10 protein-coding genes are annotated in these 22,212 nt (G+C 61.3%); 3 read left to right on the forward strand and 7 right to left on the reverse strand.

The genetic code is table 11. From position 1 onward, the window contains the following. Positions 1–22 precede the first annotated feature (22 nt). From AU198_RS19260 to AU198_RS19270, 3 genes are read right to left on the reverse strand one after another with little or no spacing between them, the layout of a single operon-like run. Positions 23–3,361 (reverse strand): DUF499 family protein, encoded by a 3,339-nt coding sequence (locus AU198_RS19260; protein ID WP_197416164.1) that lies wholly within the window; start codon positions 3,359–3,361, stop codon positions 23–25. Between the two features lies 1 nt (position 3,362). Next, positions 3,363–6,131: a DUF1156 domain-containing protein gene (locus tag AU198_RS19265; protein WP_064350148.1), complete on the reverse strand. Its 2,769-nt coding sequence runs from the start codon at positions 6,129–6,131 to the stop codon at positions 3,363–3,365. Next, positions 6,131–9,541: a helicase-related protein gene (locus AU198_RS19270; RefSeq protein WP_064350149.1), complete on the reverse strand. Its 3,411-nt coding sequence runs from the start codon at positions 9,539–9,541 to the stop codon at positions 6,131–6,133. The genes AU198_RS19265 and AU198_RS19270 overlap by 1 nt, the downstream gene beginning before the upstream one ends. Before the next feature lie 124 nt (positions 9,542–9,665). Here AU198_RS19270 and AU198_RS19275 point away from each other — a divergent pair, with 124 nt between their 5' ends. Continuing rightward, entirely contained in the window at positions 9,666–13,163 is a 3,498-nt protein-coding gene (locus AU198_RS19275) for an SNF2-related protein (RefSeq protein WP_082691106.1), read from the forward strand. Positions 13,164–13,425: 262 nt separating this feature from the next. Here the strand turns inward: AU198_RS19275 and AU198_RS26255 are convergent, their stop codons facing one another. The 4 genes from AU198_RS26255 to AU198_RS19280 form a co-directional block, all read right to left on the reverse strand. Then, positions 13,426–14,223, reverse strand: coding sequence for a hypothetical protein (locus tag AU198_RS26255; protein WP_156431669.1), 798 nt, complete (start codon positions 14,221–14,223; stop codon positions 13,426–13,428). 248 nt (positions 14,224–14,471) lie between these two features. Continuing rightward, a complete protein-coding gene (locus tag AU198_RS26260; protein WP_156431670.1) occupies positions 14,472–14,786 on the reverse strand; it encodes a hypothetical protein in 315 nt (104 codons plus the stop codon). 1,275 nt (positions 14,787–16,061) lie between these two features. Next, positions 16,062–16,229 (reverse strand): hypothetical protein, encoded by a 168-nt coding sequence (locus AU198_RS26265; protein ID WP_156431671.1) that lies wholly within the window; start codon positions 16,227–16,229, stop codon positions 16,062–16,064. Between the two features lie 669 nt (positions 16,230–16,898). Beyond that, a complete protein-coding gene (locus AU198_RS19280) occupies positions 16,899–18,392 on the reverse strand; it encodes a hypothetical protein (RefSeq protein ID WP_231744717.1) in 1,494 nt (497 codons plus the stop codon). A gap of 1,130 nt (positions 18,393–19,522) precedes the next feature. Between AU198_RS19280 and AU198_RS19285 the strand changes: the two genes are divergently transcribed. Both AU198_RS19285 and AU198_RS19290 read left to right on the forward strand, forming a co-directional pair. Beyond that, on the forward strand, positions 19,523–20,164 hold the full coding sequence (locus AU198_RS19285; RefSeq protein WP_064350151.1) for a TnsA-like heteromeric transposase endonuclease subunit: 642 nt from the start codon (positions 19,523–19,525) through the stop codon (positions 20,162–20,164). Then, on the forward strand, positions 20,161–22,212 hold the full coding sequence (locus AU198_RS19290; protein ID WP_064350152.1) for a TnsB C-terminal domain-containing protein: 2,052 nt from the start codon (positions 20,161–20,163) through the stop codon (positions 22,210–22,212). Before AU198_RS19285 ends, AU198_RS19290 begins: the two co-directional genes overlap by 4 nt.

Here is a 22,212-nt window from a genome sequence, read left to right on the forward strand (position 1 = left end):
CCGTTCGTGAGATTGCAGGCGGTCACTCCGACTCGAACCCCGACTGATCGAACTTCAGCGTCTTCGCGTTCTCGGTCACCGTGCGGACTTTGTTCTCGTCGAATCCGGTTGAGTCGACGGCTTCGATCTCGATCTTCACGACGAGGTTGATCCCTTGGTCGCGGAGGTTGGCGATCACCTCATCGGCGATGTTTTTGAAGTCCATCGCGATCTTGTCCGAGCTGAGGGTCTTCACTCCATAAAACCGCGTGAACGCGATATCGGGGCGGGTTCCGGTTCCGGCGCCTGTCCCAGTTGTAGTCCGAGTCCCTGTGCCAGTGCCGGTTCCAGCTCCGGAGCCGGGATCAGTTACCTTTGGCGCCTCGTGCTGCCGTTGGTGGACTGCGACATCGGGACGCACGACGAGTAGCGAGTCTGCAGGGGCAGGTGGTGAGTTGGTATCCCCTGGAATCCACAGTCCGACATACCGTCCGGTGGCCTCGTCGAAGCCGGTTGCCAATGCGAAGGCGTCGGTTTCCCAGAGCATTGGAAGATCGAGGACGCCCTCGTCGAGCACCCGCCGGTCACGCAGCCGCGGCATATACGGGTACTGGCTGTACAGCTTCCACAGCTCGCCGAGGGATACGTGCCCGTCTTTCCAGATCTGCGGCACCTTGCCGATTGCCAGCCGAATCGTCGCCGCTGCCTGCCGCGTCGACAGATCACCATCGTTGCCAAGGCGACGTGAGACCCGTTCCGCCAGTGCGGGGGACTGGCCTTCGACCTTCGTCTCACGGATGATGAAAGGCGCGCCGGCATCTGGTTGAGCCGGAACGAGCGCCCACATGAAGGTCTGCAGCAGTCGCGACGTGACCGTCTGGTCGGCCTGACTTTGGCGCTGACACGCCTGGTTCTTCTGATTCTGTGTCAGGTCGAGGTCCACCTCGTTGGCCAGCACATGCGCCCAGCCCAGGTAGTCCCGTGTCGCATACTCCAGTTCCTCGAGCCGCGCCTCATCGGCGGCCAAGAACACCAGCATGTTTCGGTTGCTACGGTTCGCAGTGCCCCGCTGCTCTGTCGCCTTGTGCGCGAAGTCCTTAGCCGGCGAGTCGGTCCCGCGCTTGTGTGCGACTTTCGGATGCAGGACGACCAGCCGTGCCTCGTCGTTATCGGGGATGTCGGCATTGGATTCCGGGCATACGTGCACTCCCGCGAAATCGCCACGCGTCTTGGCCTGGTCCTGCAGGCGTCGGGCGATCTCGGCCCACACTTCCTCCTTGTGCAGGCGCTCGGCCTGATCCTTCGCGGTGCGAGTGATGTTGGCCTGCAGGTCATACCAGTACTTGCCCGAGCCTGAATAGAAGTAGGTAGCCCTGTCGCCGAGCTGGGTCAGTGCTGAGTGGAAGTTGCCCGGGACATCGCCGGGCACCGCGGTGCCAAGAAACACCCGCTGGGTCTCCAGCCCCTTCTGCGCAGACCCAATGGTCGGCGCTGCGCCGAAGAACACCGTTCTGGCGAGACGTTTGGTCAACGACCGCTGCCCGAACAGCGGCTTATCCTTATCGATCCGCGCCGGCTCAGAGTTCGGGCCATCGACATCGGCGTCGATGATCGCCTTCCACGAGTCCTGCAGATACTGCGTCAGTTCGGAATTCACGTTGGCTGTCGCCAGCGGAATAGAGCCAGGCATGATCAGAGGCGACGCGTCTTCGCCCGTCCACAGGGCGTGGATGACCGTGCTCATGAGCCGCAGCACGCCGCGGGTTCGTTGGAACCGCTCCAGTGACGACCACTCTTCGTAGAGGCGGTCGAATAGCTCGGGATGAATGGGGTAGGTGCGCTTGATTCGCTCCTCGTACGCGGAATCGCGCGATTCGCGGGGGAAGTCGTCGCTGTACTTGCGGTACATCTCGACATACGCGCGTGCGGTCGCTCCGATCGACGCGAGCGCCGCTGCATCGGGCTGTTTGAATAGTCGCTGCTTGACGATCTGGTAAGCCTCCGCCGACGAGGCGGGACGCCACTGATCCGCCACCCGGCGCACGACGTTCTGCAAGCGTTTGAGTGCCTCCAGCCCATGAGCGCCGCCGACTTCCTCGGCGTTGCCGACCACGATCGTGTCGTCGCCACTTTCCGAGGCCGGGATCGAGATCACCAGCAGCACGCCGGACGTTCCCTTTGCGGCCTCCGTCAACGACTGCGCGAACGTGAACTGGTCGTCGAACGTGCCGCCGGCCAGATCATTTCGACCGACGAGGGAACGGGCATAGGCGACCCACTCGTCGATCAGGATGACCGCGGGCGCGTAGGCGGCGAGCAGCTGATGCAGTGCCTTTCCGGGGTGCGTGCGGTCGGCATCAGCCTGGGCGACCATCGCATAGGCTTCCGCGCCACCGAGCTGCCAAGCGAGCTCACCCCAGATCGTGTTGACGTGGGTGCCGTCGTCCTTGGTGACACCGGAGGGGCTGAAATGGTTACCCACGATGGCGACTCGGTTGACGTCAACGCCCTTGTATCCGTTAGCGGTGAGCAGATCCTGGGTCTCCTGCGGGAACTCACCAACGGGAATGCCGGAGGCGACGTGCCACAACGCCAGCATCGAGTGGGTCTTGCCGCCGCCAAAGTTGGTCTGCAGGTTGATCACCGGCGGGGCGTTGTCGTCACCCGAGAGGCGACGGACAGCGCGGCCGATAAGGTCACTCAGGCCCTCGGTCAGATACGTACGTTTGAAGAACTCGACGGCGTCGGCGTAGCCGGCATCCTGTTCATCTCCGGATGCAACCTTGTAGAGGTCGGCGGCGAATTCCGAGGCGGCGAAGTTCCCGGTGGCGACGTCGTCGTGGGGTGGGAGCACCTCGCGCCAGGGCTTGAGGCCAGCGGCTTCGGGATTGTCGACCGCCGCCTTGAGAACCTTCTTGTCGTCCTTGTCCGCGGTGACCCGTCGGAGGTTCAGGCGGATGTTGCGGACTTCGTCGGCCTGCTCGGCGGCTCCGATGAGCCTCAGGAGGCGCTCGCCGGTGTCGAGCGCCCGGTAGGCATCGTCATCGGTGAAGGTGCCGTTGTGCGCCCACGTGTTGCGTACTTCTCGAAGTTCGATCGCGTACGACTCGCCGGCCTTGCCGAGTGTCTTGTTGAAGGGGTACCAGCCCTTCTTGAATCCTGCGGTGATGTTCGATTCGGTGAGGATGCGGAACTGAATCTGGGGGTCATGCGGGCTGTACGTCTTGTTGCTGGTCGCTCCGTCCTTGGCCTGCACCAGCTTTGGCCAGGCTGCACCAACAGCTGGGTCGCCTTGACCGATCACCATCGAGATGAAGTCATCCAGCGGTGGCGCGACGATCTCGAACATCCGGTTGATGCGGTCACGGTTGCTCAGTGCCATGTCAATCGTCCTCGTCGTTGAAGTCGAAGGAGCCTTGCGCGGTATTTGATTGATTCTGTGAGCGTGCGGCGTCAAGGATCTCGGGCCAGCTGGTGACAAGGTTGTTGAAGCTCAGCGCATCCTTGGTCCACCCACTTGACTCGGCGATTCGGAAGAGTAGATGCGCCAACTCCTTGACTAGGTCTCCGTCGACCGCACTGTCGGGCCGGCTGAGTGCAGCCTCCAAGAAGTCGCCAGTAGCTGAAATACCGTCACGTTCCAGGAGTTTGATGAGATGGTGTAGCGCTTCCCAATTACTCGTGCGGAGGTCGCCGAGAACGTCGTATGTCCAGCTCAGGTCGGCTGGCTTAATCAACTGCACCTTGCCGGCGCGCGAAGTGAGTATCCCGTCACGGTCCATTGTGTCGACGGCGGTGTTCAGGGCACGTGCGAGGTTATCCGCGTCGCCGAACTTGCCAGTGCCATATCCGTGTTGGCGATACCAGGCGATCGCAAACCGTGAAGTCGCGTCGAAGTCACCTTCTTGCTCGTTGAGGACCTTGTCGAGAATCTCATTGATCCGGGCCAAAGCAGAGCGCACGGTCATCCTGGACCCGTCACTCTCGATCACCGCGCCGTAGCGGCTATACACCGCCATGCCGGGCCCAATTGAAGCCTGTGGCAGGTCCACCGGTGCTACGCGGCCTTCCTGGAGTCGCCTTACGGCATCCGGCAGTTCAGCCTCAAGGGCGGCGATAAAGCCACGCCTATCGGCTGTCGGCGCTGTCGTGGACCGCGGTCGCAGTGATAACACGATCGATGACGCGAGTGCATTCATGCCACTCGCCATCATTCGGTTAGCCATCTCACTACGCATTGGCCAGGTTGATGTGATTTCCCACCCCGACTCGATCATGCCGTCGAGCAGGGTCTCCCATCCGGTAGATACCCTGGCATCTTCGCTGGCCTCCGTTTGCTTGAAGGCGTAGTAGACGGTGATCAGTGCCTCCTCGGAGGATGACTCACGTGCGCTAGCAAAGACCCGCCGGAACCCCCCTTCGAAGAAGGTCCGCGCAGCATCCTTACCACCATGGCGGTATGCATTGGCAACCAGCTCCTCGGCCTTCGGAACGAGGACGGTCGACAGTAGGTCTGGGTATATGCGTTTCAACGACCGCCTGAGCCAGACGTAGAAGAAGTCTGAAAGGTCGGAATATCCGATGTTGTCGTAGTACGGCGGGTCGGTGCTTACAACCATGCCCCGGTACGACCTCGAGGCAGCATCCTTCTGACTTGCTTCGCCAGTGCCAGTCCTAGGGGTGAACTGAACAGCCTCCGCTGTCCACTCGATCTGGCTAAGGAAGTTGCCGGTCGACTCGGAAAAAGGCGACGACTCGGCGTAATCCCACGTCATCGGAATTGCCTGGCGGCCGAACGTATTGCGGATCTTTGAAGCGGAAGCATCCCAGCTTGCGATCGTCGAGGATCTATCGGCTGCTCGGCTCACGCCGAGACCCAGATAGGTTGCTACTGCGTTGCTGTAACCCTCTGATCCTCCGTCCATTAGCACGCGTTCGCGCGCCTCCATGACGAGGTCACTGAATGTGGTCAGCGCGACCAACTGACGATTCATAAAAAGATCGGTGAACTCGGTTAGTCCGTATGTCGGCGCCTTGAGGTCTCTCGGGTAATACCCCAGAGAGCCAACAACCGATACCTCCGGCGGTTCAACTACGGATGCTGCCTCGTGTTCCGGATTCGGTGGTAGGAACACTCGCTGGCGTGTTCCTTCAGCGACAATCGCCATTAGTTGAGCGCCAATCATCTTGGCGCGGCCGGCTTCTCGTATGTAGCTTAAGGGCACCGAGGCAGCGCAAGCGACGCATACTGCACCAGTTCGGCCGACGGTTCCCTCATTCACTCGTGGTGGCGTCTGGCGTAGATCACGGCCGATTCCGAAGGTGACGCGAGACTTTGAAGGATCGGTTGCATTGTGCTGGACGGTTGGAACGACATACGCCTCTTTGCTCTTCCTCCTACTTAGCCACCAGCTTCCCACTAAAGGCATCTCGATACCGCAAGCAGGGTTAGGGCACCTAACAGTGCGCGTCCAGACCCACGCAATGACGGTCGCTTTGGATCCATCCGACAACGTGGCCTTTGGGTAGAGGTGGCCAATGCGTTTCTTCGCTTCGTCACGCATCCAGGCTCCGTAGGCGCGGACGTCCGCCGCAAGTCCTTCAGCGCCTTTCCAGTCGCGGATCTCCGATTCCGCGAGGCCGGGAAAGACTGGCGGTTGATCGCGATACTTTGGGGGAATTTCGATGAGCGCCTTATTAATGAGCACCGCAACAGGATTCAAGTCTGACGCATGTGCTTCCAAGCCGAGACGTTGCGCCTCCAGCGGGATCGTGCCACCGCCGGCGAACGGGTCGAGGATTGGAGGTGGATTTCCGTCGGTTGACTTGAGAATCTCCGCACGTGCCTCCGCAAGCAACTTTTCGTCGCGGACGTTCTCCCACACGACCAGCCGCTCAATTAATGCGTGTAACCGCTCGCGTTCCTTGCGCTGTAACTCCTCGGTGGGGAACTCATCTGGCCGCGACGATGGATCGTCGACCAGTTGCGCGAACAGGACGGCCCGTGCGGCAGCAAGCGGCCTTCGCGCCCACCACAAGTGCAGGGTGGACGGATGCCCGTGCCGAATCGACTTCTCCCGCGCCGACTCTCGGTTGATCGCCTCCAGCGGAAGGGCCACCTCGATCAGCTTGCGCTTGTACGGCTGATTCATCAGAACGGATTCACTCCCTTTGCCCACGTCTTGTCCCAGTCGCCTCGGATGCCGGTGGCCTCAAAATCACCGAGGTCGGTGTTCGCGAACGGGTTGTCGAGATACCGCACCTCGTCGTACTGCGGACCGCGCGGGTCGACTCGAACAAGCGCCAACCGGTAGCGGGGGGCCGCGTTCTTTCCGACCATCACCTCGTTGTGCGTGACGAAGAAATCCTTCGCCCCATCGACTCGAGCCTTCACCTCGATGCGGTACGTGTCGCCGCTCGGCGCCGTCGACAAGATGTCGAAACCTTTGTTGTTGTAGGCCTGTTCAACCGGCTTTCGCCCGAGTTCACGCTCCCGCGCCATCACCAACTCGACGCCCCGACGCTCCACCTCTTTGGTTTCCTTCGCGTGTATCGGCGCGTTAGCAGGCAGGTCCCCTTCCAGCATCGCCACCGGCAGCACCAGCGCTGCGGTCACGATTCGCGGCGGCTTGGTCGACATCAGCGCCTGCTTGTCCAGCACCTGCAACCGCTTGTGCAGCCGCGCGTCGAGGTCGACCGCCTTGCGGTTGAGGCTTTCGGCCGACTCTTTCGGTTTCTCGCCGGCCTGCTCCTTCTCAGCTGCCACGGCCGCGTCCAACAGCAGCCGGTCCCGTTCGCTCTCAAGGCGTTTCGTGACGAGTTCACGCGTCTTGGTCAGTTCAGCGGCCCGACGGGGCTGAACTTCTGCGAGGTACTCCGGCAGCTGTGACGTGATGAACCAGCTGATGGTGCGGTCTTCGGCTTCGCTGAGCCACGGGAGTTGGCGCGCTGCCGCGACGGCGGCTGTCTCCGGTGCCGCGACGCAGTCGAGATACGGGGCCGGCCCGCCCGGTGTGACGGTGCCGAATTCGTCGACGTACGCGTAGCCGAACCGCCGCGACACCGCGGCGCCGGTAGCGTCGGCGACTTCCTCGACCACACCTACCAACAGGTGCGGTTTCTCTAGTGTCGATGACACGAGCACTGTCCCGCTGTTGAGCGTGCCGCCGAAACGGCGGATCGCCTCGTCCATGACGGCGTCGTGCAACGGGTGGCCGGGTGCGAGAAGGTCCGCGCGGGCCGTGTCGTCCGAATGGACGTGCTCCAGGTCGAAGCTCACGCGATCGTACTTGGTGGCGATCGGTTGATACTTGCTCGCCCTCAGTTGTGCTGGGACATTGGCGATCTCATATCGGCCCCGCTCGCGCTTGGCGATCCGGCCTCCCAGACGGGTGAACGCGGCCTTGAACGCCAGCTCGATATAGTGCGGCTGAAGTCGCCGGGCTCGCGCTTCGTCCATCGCGGCACGCAGCTTGGCTAGATCGGCGTCGGCCAGGTTGTCAGACGCGAGCGCACGTTCGTCGAGCAGCTCCTTGAGCCCGTCGGCGACCTTGTGGTCAATCACTTCGTGCATCTTGGCCTTGACATCGTCGCGCTCGCCGTACCGGATCGCATTGAGCAGCAGGTCGCGAAGCGGCGTTTCACTGAACGCCTCGCCCAGGACATCGAAAACCTTGCCGCCGTACGCCTTTCGCTGTTCCTCGATCTTGGTCAGCAGGCGTACGAAGACCTCACCCTCGCGGGTGTTGCTGGCGACGATGTTCCATAGCCGGCAGACCTCTTCCTGTCCGATCCGGTGGATACGGCCGAAGCGCTGCTCGATGCGGTTGGGATTCCACGGCAGGTCGTAGTTCACCATCAGGTGGGCGGCCTGCAGGTTCAGTCCCTCGCCGGCTGCGTCGGTGGCAAGCAGGATCTGGCAGTCACGGTTCTTGGTGAACTCCTCGGTGATCATCCGGCGCTCACCGCGGCGGACACCCCCGTGAATCGAGCGCACGGCGTCGGGTCTGCCGAGCAGCGAACGAATCCGGCTGGCCAGGTACTCCAAGGTGTCGCGATGCTCGGTGAAGATGATGAGCTTGCGCGGCCACCCGTTCGCGTCGACCGTGAGCGCCTCGTCCTGGAGGATTTTGCTCAGCTCCGCCCACTTGCGGTCGGTGCCCGAATCGCGGACCTGCTTAGCCACCTTGGTGAGCTCGGCCAGCTCGAGGAGTTCGGCGTCGAGTTCCTCGACGGTCTGCGCCGCCGTCGCCGCGTCGAGCAGTTCTTCTTCGAGCTCTTCGAGCTCCTCGCTGTTGTAGTCATCGGCGTCGACCCCGTCGATGTCGACCGTGGGCTCCTTGTCGCGGTAGGTGCCGTTGAGGATTTCCTGCTTCTTACGCTCGAGCCGGTCGGTGCGGCGCACCAGGCTCTTGTAGATCGCCTCGGGGCTCGACGCGAGACGGCGCTGAAGAACGGTGAGTGCGAAGCCGACGGTGTTCCTGCGCTTGCCGCCCACCCGGTCGGCGCGGTTCATGCCCTCACGGACGTAGGCGGTCACCTGCTCGTAGAGGCTGTACTCGAGCTCGGTGAGCTCGTAGGGCACGGTTTCGGCGATCCGCTCGGGGAAGAGCTTCTTGCCCTCGAACGTGAGCAGATCCTCCTTGACCATGCGCCGCATGATTCCGCTGGTGTCGGCGGTCTTGGTGCGTTTGCCCTCGAATCGGTCGCGATCGAGCAGTGTGAGGAAGAGTTGGAAGTCCTCTTCCTTGCCGGAGTGTGGCGTGGCCGTCATCAGCAGGAGGTGACGGGTGATGCGGCCCAGCAGCTCGCCGAGCTGGAAGCGCTTGGTCTTTTCGAGTTTGCCGCCGAAGTAGTGGGCGCCCATCCGGTGGGCCTCGTCGATGATGACGAGGTCCCACTCCGTCTCCTTCAGCTGAGCTTGCAGCTCCTCGTTGCGGGACAGCTGATCCATGCGGGCGATCAGCAGGGGGTTCGTCTCGAAGACGTTGAGGTTGACGTTGGCATCGATGAGCTGGTTGGTCAGCAGGTCGAAGCGCAGGCCGAACTTGAAGTAGAGCTCGTCCTGCCACTGTTCCACGAGGCCACCGGGGGCGACGATCAGGCATTGCCTGACGTCGTCGCGCAGGAGCAGTTCTTTGATGTACAGGCCGGCCATGATGGTCTTGCCGGCGCCCGGGTCGTCGGCGAGCAGGAAACGCAGCGGCGTGCGGGGGAGCAACTCGCCGTAGACGGCGCGGATCTGATGGGGGAGCGGACGGACATCGCTGGTGGCTACGGCGAGCATCGGATCGAACAGCCCGGCCAGGGTGATCCGTTGGGCCTCGGCGACGAGCTTGAAGTCGGAGGCGTTGGCGTCGAAGGCGCGGCTGCCGGTTTGCGCGACGGTGAGCTTGTCCTGGTCTTTGCGGAACACGACCTGCTGACCCAGTGCGCCGTCATTGGTCTTGTACGTCAGCTCCAGGGCATCGGTGCCGTGCCATTGGGCAAAGATCACCGTGATGACCTGCGCGGGTATCAACCCGTCGATACGCAGGCCAGGCTTGAGCTCTTCCAGCAGCACCGTTTGTCCTCCCCAGTAGGTAGCTGACCCACGTTAATAGACGGCTCCGACAATAGGCGGGCGAATCCCGTGCCGTGGCGAGGCTCCGCTAATCTTTCCTGTAATCGATTGACCACCGGAACCCATGAGCAAACACGAACAGCCATCGACGTCGGCGATTGGCGATGAAGTACAACGTTGGGTGGACGCCGCCAAGTCGCTGACGGTGGCTCGCCACGAGATTGTTAGCGAGTCCGCCAAGCAGGCGGCAGCATTGCGAGCCCGCACTGTGAAGGCGCGGCGAGACGACCGCGATTTGTGGCACGTCATCCCGCTGCGCCCCGACGATCAGGCGCTCATTCAGGGTATGGCAAGGGCTGCCTGCCTCTCGCCAATTCACCCGGACGTACAACGAGAGCTTGACCGGCTCACCACCGAGGTCGCTGCGGCGACGGCGGACTTGCGAAAGGTCACGGGATTCGGCCGCCTGCTGCTGTTCGGCGGAACACGAGACAAGGCCAACCAGGCAGCGCAGTTCCTCAACGACTACCACCGGTGGTTTCGCACCAGCGGTATCGGCCAGGCCATGGAGCAGGCCAGGCCGGTCGACGATCCTCGTATCCGCGCCCTGACCGTGCGCGACGCACTGGTCGACTGGGTGGGGTTCAAGCAGCAGCTGCCCGAGCATGGCAAGTCCGCGGTCCTCGAAGACTCGAGGTCATTCGCGATACTGCCGAATGCGACGGGCATCATTCGGAGAGCGGCGGCCATAGAGTCCAGGTTGCGCAAGGCCGCAGTCGACGCCGGCAACAACGTCCGAAACAAAAAGACCGACCGGATGCTGGCTGACATGTCAGTCGAACGGCTCCGGGAAGCCACCCGCGACAAAATCCGCGTCGGCGCTCTGGTGGACAACGGCATCACCAACGTGCTCGCCGTCTTGACTAACGAGCACCGCCTCGAAACTCTGGGCGGTATAGGGGAAACCTCTGCGACCCGGATCCGCGCGGCGGCGCGAACACTGCGGCAGAACACGTTCGACGAGATGCCGATGCGCATCGATATCAAGAACCGCACTCCCGAGCACACCGAATTTCTGCGCCGCCTCCGCGCGTGGGATGCGGCACGTCGCGCTTCCGCATCGTCTGCCGACATGGTTATCGTTGAAGAACTGGCGCCCGTCGCCGTGGCCATCGACAAGACGGTCACCCACGCGATCGTCATCCCGACCGCCCTGTCGACCGTCGAGGACTTCCGGGACGCCATACAGATCGTCGCCCGGTCGGCGCGCGCAATCGCCGATGCCCAAGACGCGTCAACCAGCGGGGACCCGTGGGAGGACTTCCTTACTCGCCCCGCGGACTACTTCGCGCTGCTGGCCGAACTGGGGTTCATCACCGAGGACGACGAGAAGACCCACGGTGATCTACCGGCTGAAATCATTGAGGCAGTCCGTGACTTTGAGTTGAAGGGCGACTATCTGACGGCCTCGCTGCGCGGCTACCAGAGCTTCGCCGCACGATTCGCACTTGTGCAGCGGAAAGTGATCATCGGCGACGAGATGGGCCTCGGAAAGACCGTCGAGGCCATCGCGGTCTTGGCGCATCTTCGCGCCAAAGGTGAGCAGAATTTCCTCGTCATCTGTCCCGCTGCAGTAGTGACAAACTGGGTTCGCGAAGTTGCCGCAAAATCCAAATTGCCCGCGCACCGGTTACACGGACCGGATCGTAACTGGGGAGCCAAGAACTGGGAACGCAACGGCGGCGTGGCCGTCACGACCTTCGAGACCCTGCCCTGGATCAACAACAACATCGTGATACCAACGCTTGGCTGCGTTGTGGTAGACGAAGCTCACTACATCAAGAACCCCGATGCACTTCGCACACAAAGAACGTCGCGGCTCATCGACTCCTGCGAGCGGGCGGTTCTCCTCACCGGCACACCGCTGGAGAATCGCCTCGATGAGTTCCGCAATCTCGTCGGGTATCTACGTCCGGATCTGATACTCGACGCAAATGAATTCGCGCCGAAGAAGTTTCGGCGCCAGGTGGCGCCTGCATACCTTCGCCGCAACCAAGAAGATGTCCTCACAGAACTCCCCGAACTCGTCGAGGTCGATGAATGGATGCCGATGTCTGCCGCGGACGCATCCGCATACCGCGCCGCGGTAGAACGACGCAACTTCATGGCGATGCGACAGGCCGGTATGAGGCAGGGCCTCAAGTCCACGAAGATGCAGCGCCTTGTGGAGATCGTCGACGAGGCAGAGGCCAACGGACGTCGCGTCGTGGTCTTTTCGCACTTCCTCGACGTCCTCAGCGACATCGCACGACATATGCCCGGCAGAGTATTCGGCCCGCTCACCGGTTCAGTCGTCGCTAGCCAGCGCCAGGTCATGGTCGACGACTTCTCCGCAGCCAAGAAGGGCGCCGTCCTGGTCGCTCAAATCGTCGCTGGCGGCGTGGGTTTGAATATACAAGCGGCGTCGGTCGTCGTGATCTGTGAACCGCAACTCAAGCCCACCACCGAATGGCAAGCGATCGCCCGAGCGCACCGCATGGGCCAACTAGAATCGGTCCAGGTGCATCGGCTCTTGTCTGATGAGGGTGTCGATCAAAGGCTCCGTGAGATCCTCGCGACAAAGAAGGAGCTGTTCGAGAGCTTCGCGCGTGAAAGCGAAACTGCTGCAAGCGCTCCGGAAGCTTACGACGTCACCGAAGCCGAACTCGCTCGCGACATCATTGCTGCCGAGCGTGAACGCCTGTTCGGGCAAGCGGCACGCCCGTCACCGGAGACAACTGCAACCGAGACGAAGGTCGACGCAAGCACAGCCGTTTCTGAGCAGCCACCTCGCGAGGCTGCTCCAGGCGTAACGGTAACCGCGACACGAGCACCTGCCACCGATTCGCCGCCAGCGCCTCGTACCCCCGCGGCCCGGGTCCGGCTGCCACATCGGGAGTCCGCCCGATCAGCGGAAAGCACAATCGCTGACCGGCCGAGGCGCGTGTCCTCTCAACAGCAAGCGTCACACGTGTCTTCGAGTGCTGTGCCACGGATGACCAGCCCTGAACCACCCACGCTGAAGGAGTACCCCGTCTTTTCCGAGGCCCTCTCACCGATCTCGCAGACACCGCCCGACCGCATCATCGACAACGTTGTTCGCATTGTTGATGTCGAAGGTCCCGTCACCGGCTGGCGGATACATCAGGTGTACAAGAGATGCGCCTCGAGTGGAGAGTCTCACGATGAGTTTTCTCGTCTGCTCAATCGCGCTATCTCGGCTGCTGAGCGCCACCAGCGAATCGTTTCGGAGAATCCTCTCGGCCAGACCGGAAATAAGCCAAGGACTTTCAGGCTGCCTAGCCAGTCCTCAGCGGTCGCACGCGAACTCGGTCCGCGGACGATCGATATCGTGCCTCCAACTGAGGTGCTCCAGTACTGCCGTATTGCGTCCGCCGGCCGAACGCTGTCCGAGAACGATCTGATCGACCGGGTGAGCAAACTACTGCGTACTCGGCAGGTGGCCGCTGAGCTCAGGAAGGCCATCGTCGCCGCGCAGCGCTTGGATCTGCAGAGCGGCGTTAGTCGTATCGCGCGGCCCGCTCGAACATCGGCGTATGGCTCAACCAGCTCGGGTTCTTGACAGAAGATTCCGCGGTCGACAATGCCTCTTCGATCAAGCGGTGACGCGGCTCTTCTCAAAACTTAACAAGTGGAAAAGCTGGCTCTGGCACCCGGAAAGCTTGACGTGCGACAACTTCATGCAATTCAAAAAACATTGCAATACAACACAAGTCGCACTTACTAACTCATGGCTAGCCTCTAGTGACGTGTCAGCCGATGCACACAAGAAACGCGGCAGTGTTTGGCTGCGGGCTCATGTGCGGTTGGGCCCAGTGTCTTTGTTATTGCCAGTCTACGATTGTCCAGGTGTCGCCATAGTCACCCAGTCCACCCTGCACCTTAATCTCCGTTGGGCTCTCAGGTGAAGCCGTGTTGGCCCTATAGAGCTTATTTTCGCGATCTTTCCCCTCGATGACGAACAGAATAGTAGAACCCGTCGGGTCTGCTGCAGCGCTCAGTGGACCGTTCAGGACCAACGGAGAAATTTGCGTGCCAGCCCAACGGTCACACATTCCACTGTCGTCGTGTGCGGCAGGTATGGTATCTACTGCCAAATACCTGTCATGGTTAATTCCGCTTCCCTCGTCGCCGGGCAATTTCACCCGGAGGTAACGTCTATCGTCGATCACCCACAGCCCCATGCAGGTGCGGAAATCACTTTTGCCCGGAGTCGCCACCCATCGGAGCCATTCGGGCGCGTCGACAGCTGCTCCTGGAGGCCAAGCGTCGTTCGTGCCGCTATGGGGTGCACTCCTAACGATCCGCTTGCGGTTCGTGTCGAAGTACTTGATTTCTTTGGCTACGTTGTCAATAAACCTGAATAGGCCATCGCGTGTGAATAGTGGCGAGCTGTGCTTGGGCTCAACGTCGAAATCCCCTTCTGCAGGATTAACAATTTCGGTCACGTCTACTCGGGTGCCCAGCTGAAGGTCGTAGTAGCCGACATGGTTCGAAAGACCGGGCCCGAGGTCTACAACTCTTTTTCTCCAGTCAGGGCTGTATAACGCGGTCAATCCTTGTGCGACGAAATTGTTTTCACGAGGGTAACTTGTGCCGTAGGCCGGCTTGGTCGCACGCACGCCATCGCACCCCCCGACGGGAAACTGAGCTATTGGTATCAACTCACCCGTCTGTAGGTTGAGTTTGCTGATCGTCGTGCCTGGGTCAGGCGTCGGTGTGGCTGTCCAATGGCAGTGGAAGACAATGGGTCCGCTAATGTCGCTTGCGTCTTGTGGTGGGGACTGCGTGGCCGGCGTGGCGCTTCGGGATGACGTTGGTGCCGTAGCGGTCGTCGAGGGCTCTGAATCAGAAGAACAGGCGCCCGCCGTTATGACCAGAATGGACAGCCAAATACACGTCTTTCGCATTCAAATCCTTCCGGGGCGTGTCGCGCGGTCACCGCTCCCAGCGGGCTGAGATAAGTGTTGGCAGGTACCGTACCGATCAGCGCCGGCAGCGCCAGCCGCTCGAACCGCTGTTTACGGTCACCGCTTTGCCGCCACCCTGCTGATTGCACGCATCCTGTACGTTCACGCCAACGAGACCGTATCGAGTTCCACATCGCCAGCCATCCCACCGATTGTTGATATTGGTCGCTGCCGATGGTGCGGCGGTTCCCGATTTTATGTTCCTGGCGCACCATGCGCCGATGTTCACGCCGTAGTCGGTCGCTGACGCTGGAGCGCTAAGGCCTACAGCGAGGCTCGCGGCAGTGATGCCGGTAGCTACTAGCGAAATTATTTTCCCCCCGGTTTTCATGAGCTAGGAGCGTAGCAGGCAGGTAGTTCCGCGTAGCAATTTTCTTGGCTTACCGCGATCTTCGTGGTGAATGACTTGCACCCTTTACGACATTCGCCAGCGGGCCGACGACCCTCATGGCGACGCAAGCATCAGTCGATGGTCGGCGGAGCGGCGCGGAGCACTGTCTCACAGACGAGGAAGTGGGACCTCGTCAAGTGCCGAGCTTCGACTCGCTTGCGGAATATCAGAGGATCAGTGGCCTCTCTGACAGCGATCCCCACCGCTGCGGCGTGCCGCGCCGACGTAGAGGTAAATGTATGGGTGCTGGGGCGCCGAGAATCGGATGCGGGTGGTTCCTTCGCAACAGGCCGGCTGTGGGTAGGATTCACCGACGCCGCCCGTGCCGCCATGCAGACCGCCGGAGCTTGGATCGGTTCCTGCCTCAAGGCATTCGAGGCACGAAGCGTTCACGACCATCACGGCGTCTCCCCAAAAACCCCACTCGCGCCGAGACGATCGTCCCCCACAAAGGCCGACGTGTCGCCAGTCCACCTTGCTACACTTCCCTCGAAAAGGGGAGCGAAGCTAAAGGGGGAGACGGTGGACCGACACGGGAAAACGTGAAGAGTCGACATCGCCATGTGACCACTACTCGGGTCCTGATCCGACATGGGATCAGTTTGTTGACCATTACGTCGGTTACTACGTTGCAATGGGATGGGTGGAGGCGACGATCGCCGTCTCCTATCGAACACCCTGCTCGAAGTTGATTGTGAGGGTGCCCGTCCGACGCCGTCTTGAATACGAATGTGAGCCCCGACGAAAGGGCTGAGAAAGACGCGTCAGGCTCTCTGCCCGTGAAATCGCCAGGAGGAGAGCTTCTCCGTAGCCCGACCTGGCGATTGATTAGCCGTGCGCCACAAAACGATTCGTCACAGTGACGTGTTGGCAGGGCGACGAAATGAAAGATGGCGGGATATAGCCCGTCGTTCGTCGACTTGGGGCGAGTGTTGGCAGCTACTTGATTCGTAAAGTGTTTCCGACTCGTACGCGGGAGTGGTCGCAAGGGAGCCGCGCCGGAAACTGCATTCCTCATGAGACATCCGCAGCCGCAAAGAGAGATCAATGACAGATTCGAAACGTCCGAACGGCAGTCCGTCGGGGGAGAGGGCACAATTCAACCCTCCCCCGGGATGGCCGCAACCACCGGCAGGATGGCAACCGTCGCCTGGGTGGCAGCCAGACCCTTCTTGGCCGCCGCCCCCACCAGGCTGGCCTTTATGGCTGTCTGATCACCGGCGTGATGTGCTAAACAGTCTCGGGAGTGCCGCCCATCAGCCGCCACGGAGAACCGTTCGCCAGCGGATCACTGACTCGGTTAGCAACCCGCGACGCGCCATCCTTGGGACCGCGGCCATCGTCGTGATTTTTCTAGCCGCAATCGCGATAATTCGGACGATCGGTGGCGGCTCCGAAGACCGCATCCCGCAAGGGGTGGGTGACTGCATGTTCTTAGCTCCACCTAATCCAAGCATCGCTGAGGCCAGGGCGGCTTACACCGAATACCTCGGTCTGCTGCGTAAGGCGGCTCTAGAGGCCGGGGCGCCCCCAGACGGTATAGATGCAGTGTTCAGCGGCACCGCGGACGACTTCGAGGAGGAGAATCTAGCTTCGATTGTGGAAGCAATCCCTCCCGGAGGAGTCATGAAGCAGCGAGGGATTCACTGCCGATCACTCAAGGAGGCGGCGGCAACACTTCGCAGCCGACCAGCGCAACCGGGTGACCCTGACATTGAAACGCAGCTTGAGTACACGAGAAAGTATCCCTACTGGGCTCTATTCCAGCAGGGCCTTCCGATCTGCCGCCTGTACGCAACAGGTGACGCTCAGCCGTACGATGAGGTCGGAAAACGAATTATGGAAGAAACTAGTGCAGTGCTCTGCCCGCATCTTCGGTAACTGCGTACATGACGTGAAGGGACGCACCGACCTATCCGTTCTTGAGCACCGTTGATTAATTGTGGGGAAGAACAGTGACGGTGCGTTGCGCAGTAAAGTCGGGTTGGCCTTCTTGGCGAACCGTCACCGTCACCGTGTGGACCCCTGGGCTTCGCGCCTTGACGTAAGTGCCTGGGTTATAGGAGTCGCATCCGGAGCTGTCCTTAGTCTCGGAGGTTCCAGGGCCTTCGATGCGAATCGTCGATGTGCAGCCGGATCTGACCTGGTTTACTCCGGCGAAGGACTTCCAGAACACTTCAATCTGCTTGGCGCCGGTGTTGTCAGCCACGTAGGTGTCGCCCTCGACACGGTCGTAGGCCCACGTCGTCACATCGACCCGGTCGATCGCCGTGTTGGCGGGCGACGGTTCCGGCCCGGAGTTCTCGCGCGACTCTATCAAGCTACGCAACCGGAAGTCCTTCACCGAGTTCTGTGCCGCGTCCTGTAGTCCGCTGGCGGTGAAGTCCCAGAGTTGTTGCGGCAGTTCAGTCAGGAGGGCGGTTGCGGTGCTCAGCCGATGAAGCGCCGCCAGTTTCAGCTTGTCAGTGCTGTTGCCGGCCTCGGCGGTGATCAGGCACTGCGCGATCCCACCGACCATGCCGGTCAATTCTGGGGCAGTGACACTGCCGTCGATGTTCGCCACGTTGACGCCGGTAACGAAGCAGTCCCACACTTCCGGGATGTCATCGAAGCCCTTCAGATCGATTCCGAACATGCTGACCCCCGACAGGAGGCTCTTGACGAGAATGCCGTGCGGTTGCGGCATCATCCGAACGTCGCCCTTGGCTATCCCCGGGTTGAGCGTGAGGCGCCCGCTGGAACGACCAGCCAGTACCCCTTTGTTGTTCGGCATCAGCCCCACGACCAAGGATCCCGCGGAATCGGAGAAGTCCAAGGGCCGTGTGACAACCCAATTGCCGCCGATGTCCTCCGGTGTCACCAAAATGGCATAGAACCCTCCGGTGGCGTTCTCGAATTCGATGGCCACCGAGCCGTTGTTGTCGACAAGACATCCCGCGATCGCGCCGGGGCTAACAGCGGTCAGTACGTACTCGGTGTCGTCGATCGTAAGTACGCTCTGCTCGCGGCACGGCGACGTCGAATCGCCGCGCAGGAACTCAAAGGTCCGCCCGATGCCGTTCTCAATCGCCTTGAACACATTGAAGGCGCTCACCCAGAAATCGGTGAGATGCGTAACTTCCGCCGTCAATGTCTTGGTGGCCGCACTCCACGTGCCGGGGAACATATCTCGCTCACTGGGATTCGTCTCCGACGCCGATTCGACGACGAGCACCACAGTGCTGTCCATGATTTCGGTGACGATGTCAGGGCGGTCCGACAGATCGAACTGCAATTGCACGGGGGCGGTGGGCTGTGCCTTCCCACCGTCCAGTTTCACGCTGACCGGCTTGGTGGCGACTACTAGCGCTTCGGCCTGAGAAGTGGTGGCATTGCCAACGTTGATCGTCAGATCGCGGTCACTGTCGGGGGGTGCTGCGATGGCCTGCACTCGGACACCGTCGACGATCGTGCTGACATGCGTACCCAATTGGTCAGACGACGTGCTCGACGAGGTTGCAGCAGTCGATTCCGTCGATTGCGACCTATCCGAGGAACTGCACGATGAACCCAATAGCGCAACAACAACCGATATGGCTGCCACCGCTTGCTTATGAACCACGTTGCCCCCTCCAGTCCCGTTTGCCCACACACGACTCCGACTGTTGATCCTATTTGCACGTAGAGGCTGAGCTGCGACTTATCGCAACCGGTGATCGGTTCGCCGGTCGGAGCCTCTGAAGGGGCAGGAACCTCGGGGCTCATCTGATACGACCCCCACGGCGACCGGGTTGTCCGGTATTTGCCGGGCGATTCGCAGGGGGGACAAGCCCCCGGTTGGGCGGCAGCAAATCATCACGTGACGTAATAATGGTCGTCCGGGCCCGGGGAGAGGCGCAGGGCCTGCGGGGACAAGGTTTCGCTGGCGGCGCCGGCGGCGTAGGCATCTCGCCGATGACGCGTGCAGGTGGTCGATGTGTCTGAGCCGGTCCTATTGGGCGCCAGCCTGAGCGGTCAGCGTTTGAAACCTCGTAGCGAGTGTCTTTCGGTACGCGGCGATACCGCATCAATTCGTCACAGTGACGAAATGCAGCGGTGCTAGAGCGGGGAAGCCGGGGGCCGTCGATGCCAGCCGGACCGGCTGTCGAAGTCCCGAAGCGGCTTGATCGACCCGGGTTGGTTTCGACCTCTACCGGCCAGGACCCATTTCGTGTCGGCAACCCCGAGCGGCATCGAATATCCAGCCTGGTTATTCAAACGCCGATAAGCCACACTATGTCAAGTTGGATGTCAGACCATAGTGCCAGACTCTCCCTATCGAGGCAGGCAGTTGTCCTGTCTCAATATAGATGGCGGATTTCGCAAAATATCTGGCGAATTTCGGTGTGTTGCCATTTTCTCAGTAAAGCTGGCGGTACTGTCAGACCGCGCCTGTAATCTCCCGGCAGGTGGTTTAAAGGGGGCCAGATGGCAGCTCCACGTCTGCGTTCGCTGCCGCGGAACGCCACGGACGTTGCGCGGGTCCTAGCGTGCCTTGACGGGACGATTCATAACCTGCCGCTGTCGGCCGACGTCGGGTCGGTGCGGGTCGAGCGTGCTACCCCCATCCGTGAGTTCTTCGCCTGGCCGGGCAAACGGAACTACGAGGGCCTGTACTGGTCAAGCACAAATCGTGGACATGTGGACTTCGAGTCTCTCCTCGAGCGTGAGTACCTACTGTCGGCAGATTCGGAGGCCGACATCGTCGCCATCGCGGCCCAACCGTTGGCACTGCTGTGGGCGCGAGGCACTAGAGGTCAACACGACCACGTACCTGACTTCTTCGTCCGATTCTCCAACGGCGACGGACGGATTGTTGACGTAAGGTCGCCGGAACGAGTCCAGAAGAACGGCGAACAGTTCGCCCTGACACGCAAGGCGTGCGACGAAATCGGTTGGCAATACGAGGTCTTTACCGGACTTGCGTCAGAGCATGCGCACAACCTGCGCTGGCTCGCCGGATACCGGCATGACCGCAATGCTCCCTCCGAAAACACTGCAGAATTGATCCGGGACTGCTTCGAAAGGCCACTCCCGCTGCAAGACGGTCTCCAACGCCTCGGCGCGGCGACGTGTCTGAGCGCCGACGTCCTAACGGCCAACGTGCTGCACCTGATATGGCGTCAGATTCTGTCCACGGATCTGAGTCGCGCATTGTCGATGACCAGCGAGGTCTGGGCATGAAGTCCGTTCGCCTATTCGACTGCCTGCAGTACGACGGCCAGACGTGGCAGGTCGTAGCCCAGGATGGACCGGAACTAGCTCTGAAAGAGCTTATGTCAGGCCGAATTCGCCGGATTGGAGTTGCCGAACTCCTCGGCGACGACACCTTTCTTCCGGACGCCCCAGACCGGCTTCCCCGCCTTGACTCGGCAGCGATCTTGGAGACGCTCGATACCGATGCCCGCGAACGCGTACTGTTCCTTCGTCGCCATGTCGTAGAAGTGCTCACCGGCACAACGCCAGCGGGTCTCGACGGCCTTAACGAAGAAGATCCACCGCAACCTCGTCGGGAGTACGACCCCAAACTGCCACTCAAGGGCCGAATTGCCGCGAAAGTCGCCGAGCTCGCAGCGGCCAGCACTCCGATTGGCTTCAGAACTCTGGAACGCCACATCAAGGCGTATCGCGACGATGGGGTTGCCGGCCTAATCGACGGACGCACACAGAGGCAGGCCTCTCCCACGGGGCGGATCGAGCCAGCAGTCGCATCTCTGCTCGAAAACGCCGTAAGGGCGCAAACGAACCTCTCAACCGGAACTCGCTCTCGCGTAATCAAGCAGGTCAGCATAGAAGCTAGCCAACTGGGCTTGCCGATCCCCTCGCGTTCGACCATGTATCGCGCGCTGGATAATCTCGAGAAATCTCGGCATCCCTTCGGAAATGCGACAACTCGGCGAACACAAGCCAACCGGCCGAACCGAACATGGGGGCGCCAGGTGCCATCGCGTCCTGGTGAACTTACCGAAGTCGACAGCACGCCACTGGATCTGTTGGTCATCTACCCCGACGGGTCCACAGGACGTGTGGACCTGACGGTGATGCTCGACATCGCCACGCGAACCTTGTGCGCAGCGATTCTGCGGCCTGTCGCTACAAAGAGCGTCGACGCCGCAGTTCTTCTCGCCCGGGCTCTCACGCCCCTACCAATGCAGCCCGGATGGCAACCGTCCGTGGCGTTTTCACGTTCAATTCTTCCCGCCGGCATGATCCAGGGCGACGAAGAAATACGGACCAGCGTTGCCGCCAAACCCGTGATCGTGCCCGAGTCGATCACCGTAGACCGCGGCAAGGTCTATGTCGGCTCCACTTTTCTCAATGCATGCGAGCGATTGCAGATCAGCGTGACCAAAGCCGCGCCCCGCACGCCTACCGATAAACCCCACGTTGAAAGAGTCTTTGCGTCGATCAACAGCGGATTCACCCAATACCTCGCCGGGTACGTCGGACGCAACGTCGTGAACCGCGGCGCATCGCCTCACGCGGAGGCTATCTGGACGCTGGCCGAGGTACAGAACTTGCTGGATCTCTGGATCGTCGCGGTATGGCAGAACAAGCCCCACCCAGGGCTCCGCCACCCCGCGATGCCGAAGAAGGATCTCACGCCAAACGAGGCCTACGCGGCGCTGGCCTCGGTCGCACCAACGATCAATATGACGCTGGATCGTGACGACTACATCGGCTTACTTCCGGTGACGTACAGAACAATTCAGGGCTACGGCATCAACTTCGAAAGCTTGCACTACGATAGCCCAGCACTGCACCCCTACCGTGGCGTCAAGAGCGGCTTGCCGCTCCCAGCGAACGACAGATGGGAAGTCCGATACGACCCCTACCGGTTGCAGTCGATTTTCGTCCGTGACCATTTTCGGGGCGAATGGATCGAGGCCGAGTGGAGCCTCGCCAAACAGGCGCTGGCGCCGTTCTCCCTTGATGTTCTGCGCGCCGCCCGCAGGGCAGTAGAGCGCCGCAGCGACACCCCCAGCGGGGTTGATGTCCTCGCGGAGATCAACCGCATCCAGACCGGTGGCGCGCGCACGGTCAAGGAACAGCGAGCAGCGAAACGCGACAGCGCGAACAAGCCCGTGGTGCCACCGCTCTCCCCCGTCATCGACAGATCTCGTTCAGAGGCGGAGTCGAACCACTTGGCGAGCGTTCCTGCGGTCAGCGAGACCGCTGCATCCCCACGGCGCCGGCCAGCACCACGCATCGATGACGAGGGCGAGGAGTAG

Origin of the sequence: Mycobacterium sp. GA-1199 (genome assembly GCF_001500045.1) — a bacterium.
Classification (GTDB): domain Bacteria; phylum Actinomycetota; class Actinomycetes; order Mycobacteriales; family Mycobacteriaceae; genus Mycobacterium.

What these genes read in the sequence shown, in the direction of transcription:
- AU198_RS19265 (WP_064350148.1), bottom strand. Translation starts at nt 6,131, where the DNA reads ATGAATCAGCCGTACAAGCGCAAGCTGATCGAGGTGGCCCTTCCGCTG.
- AU198_RS19260 (WP_197416164.1), bottom strand. Translation starts at nt 3,361, where the DNA reads ATGGCACTGAGCAACCGTGACCGCATCAACCGGATGTTCGAGATCGTC.
- AU198_RS19290 (WP_064350152.1), top strand. Translation starts at nt 20,161, where the DNA reads ATGAAGTCCGTTCGCCTATTCGACTGCCTGCAGTACGACGGCCAGACG.
- AU198_RS26260 (WP_156431670.1), bottom strand. Translation starts at nt 14,786, where the DNA reads ATGGTGCGCCAGGAACATAAAATCGGGAACCGCCGCACCATCGGCAGC.
- AU198_RS19275 (WP_082691106.1), top strand. Translation starts at nt 9,666, where the DNA reads ATGAGCAAACACGAACAGCCATCGACGTCGGCGATTGGCGATGAAGTA.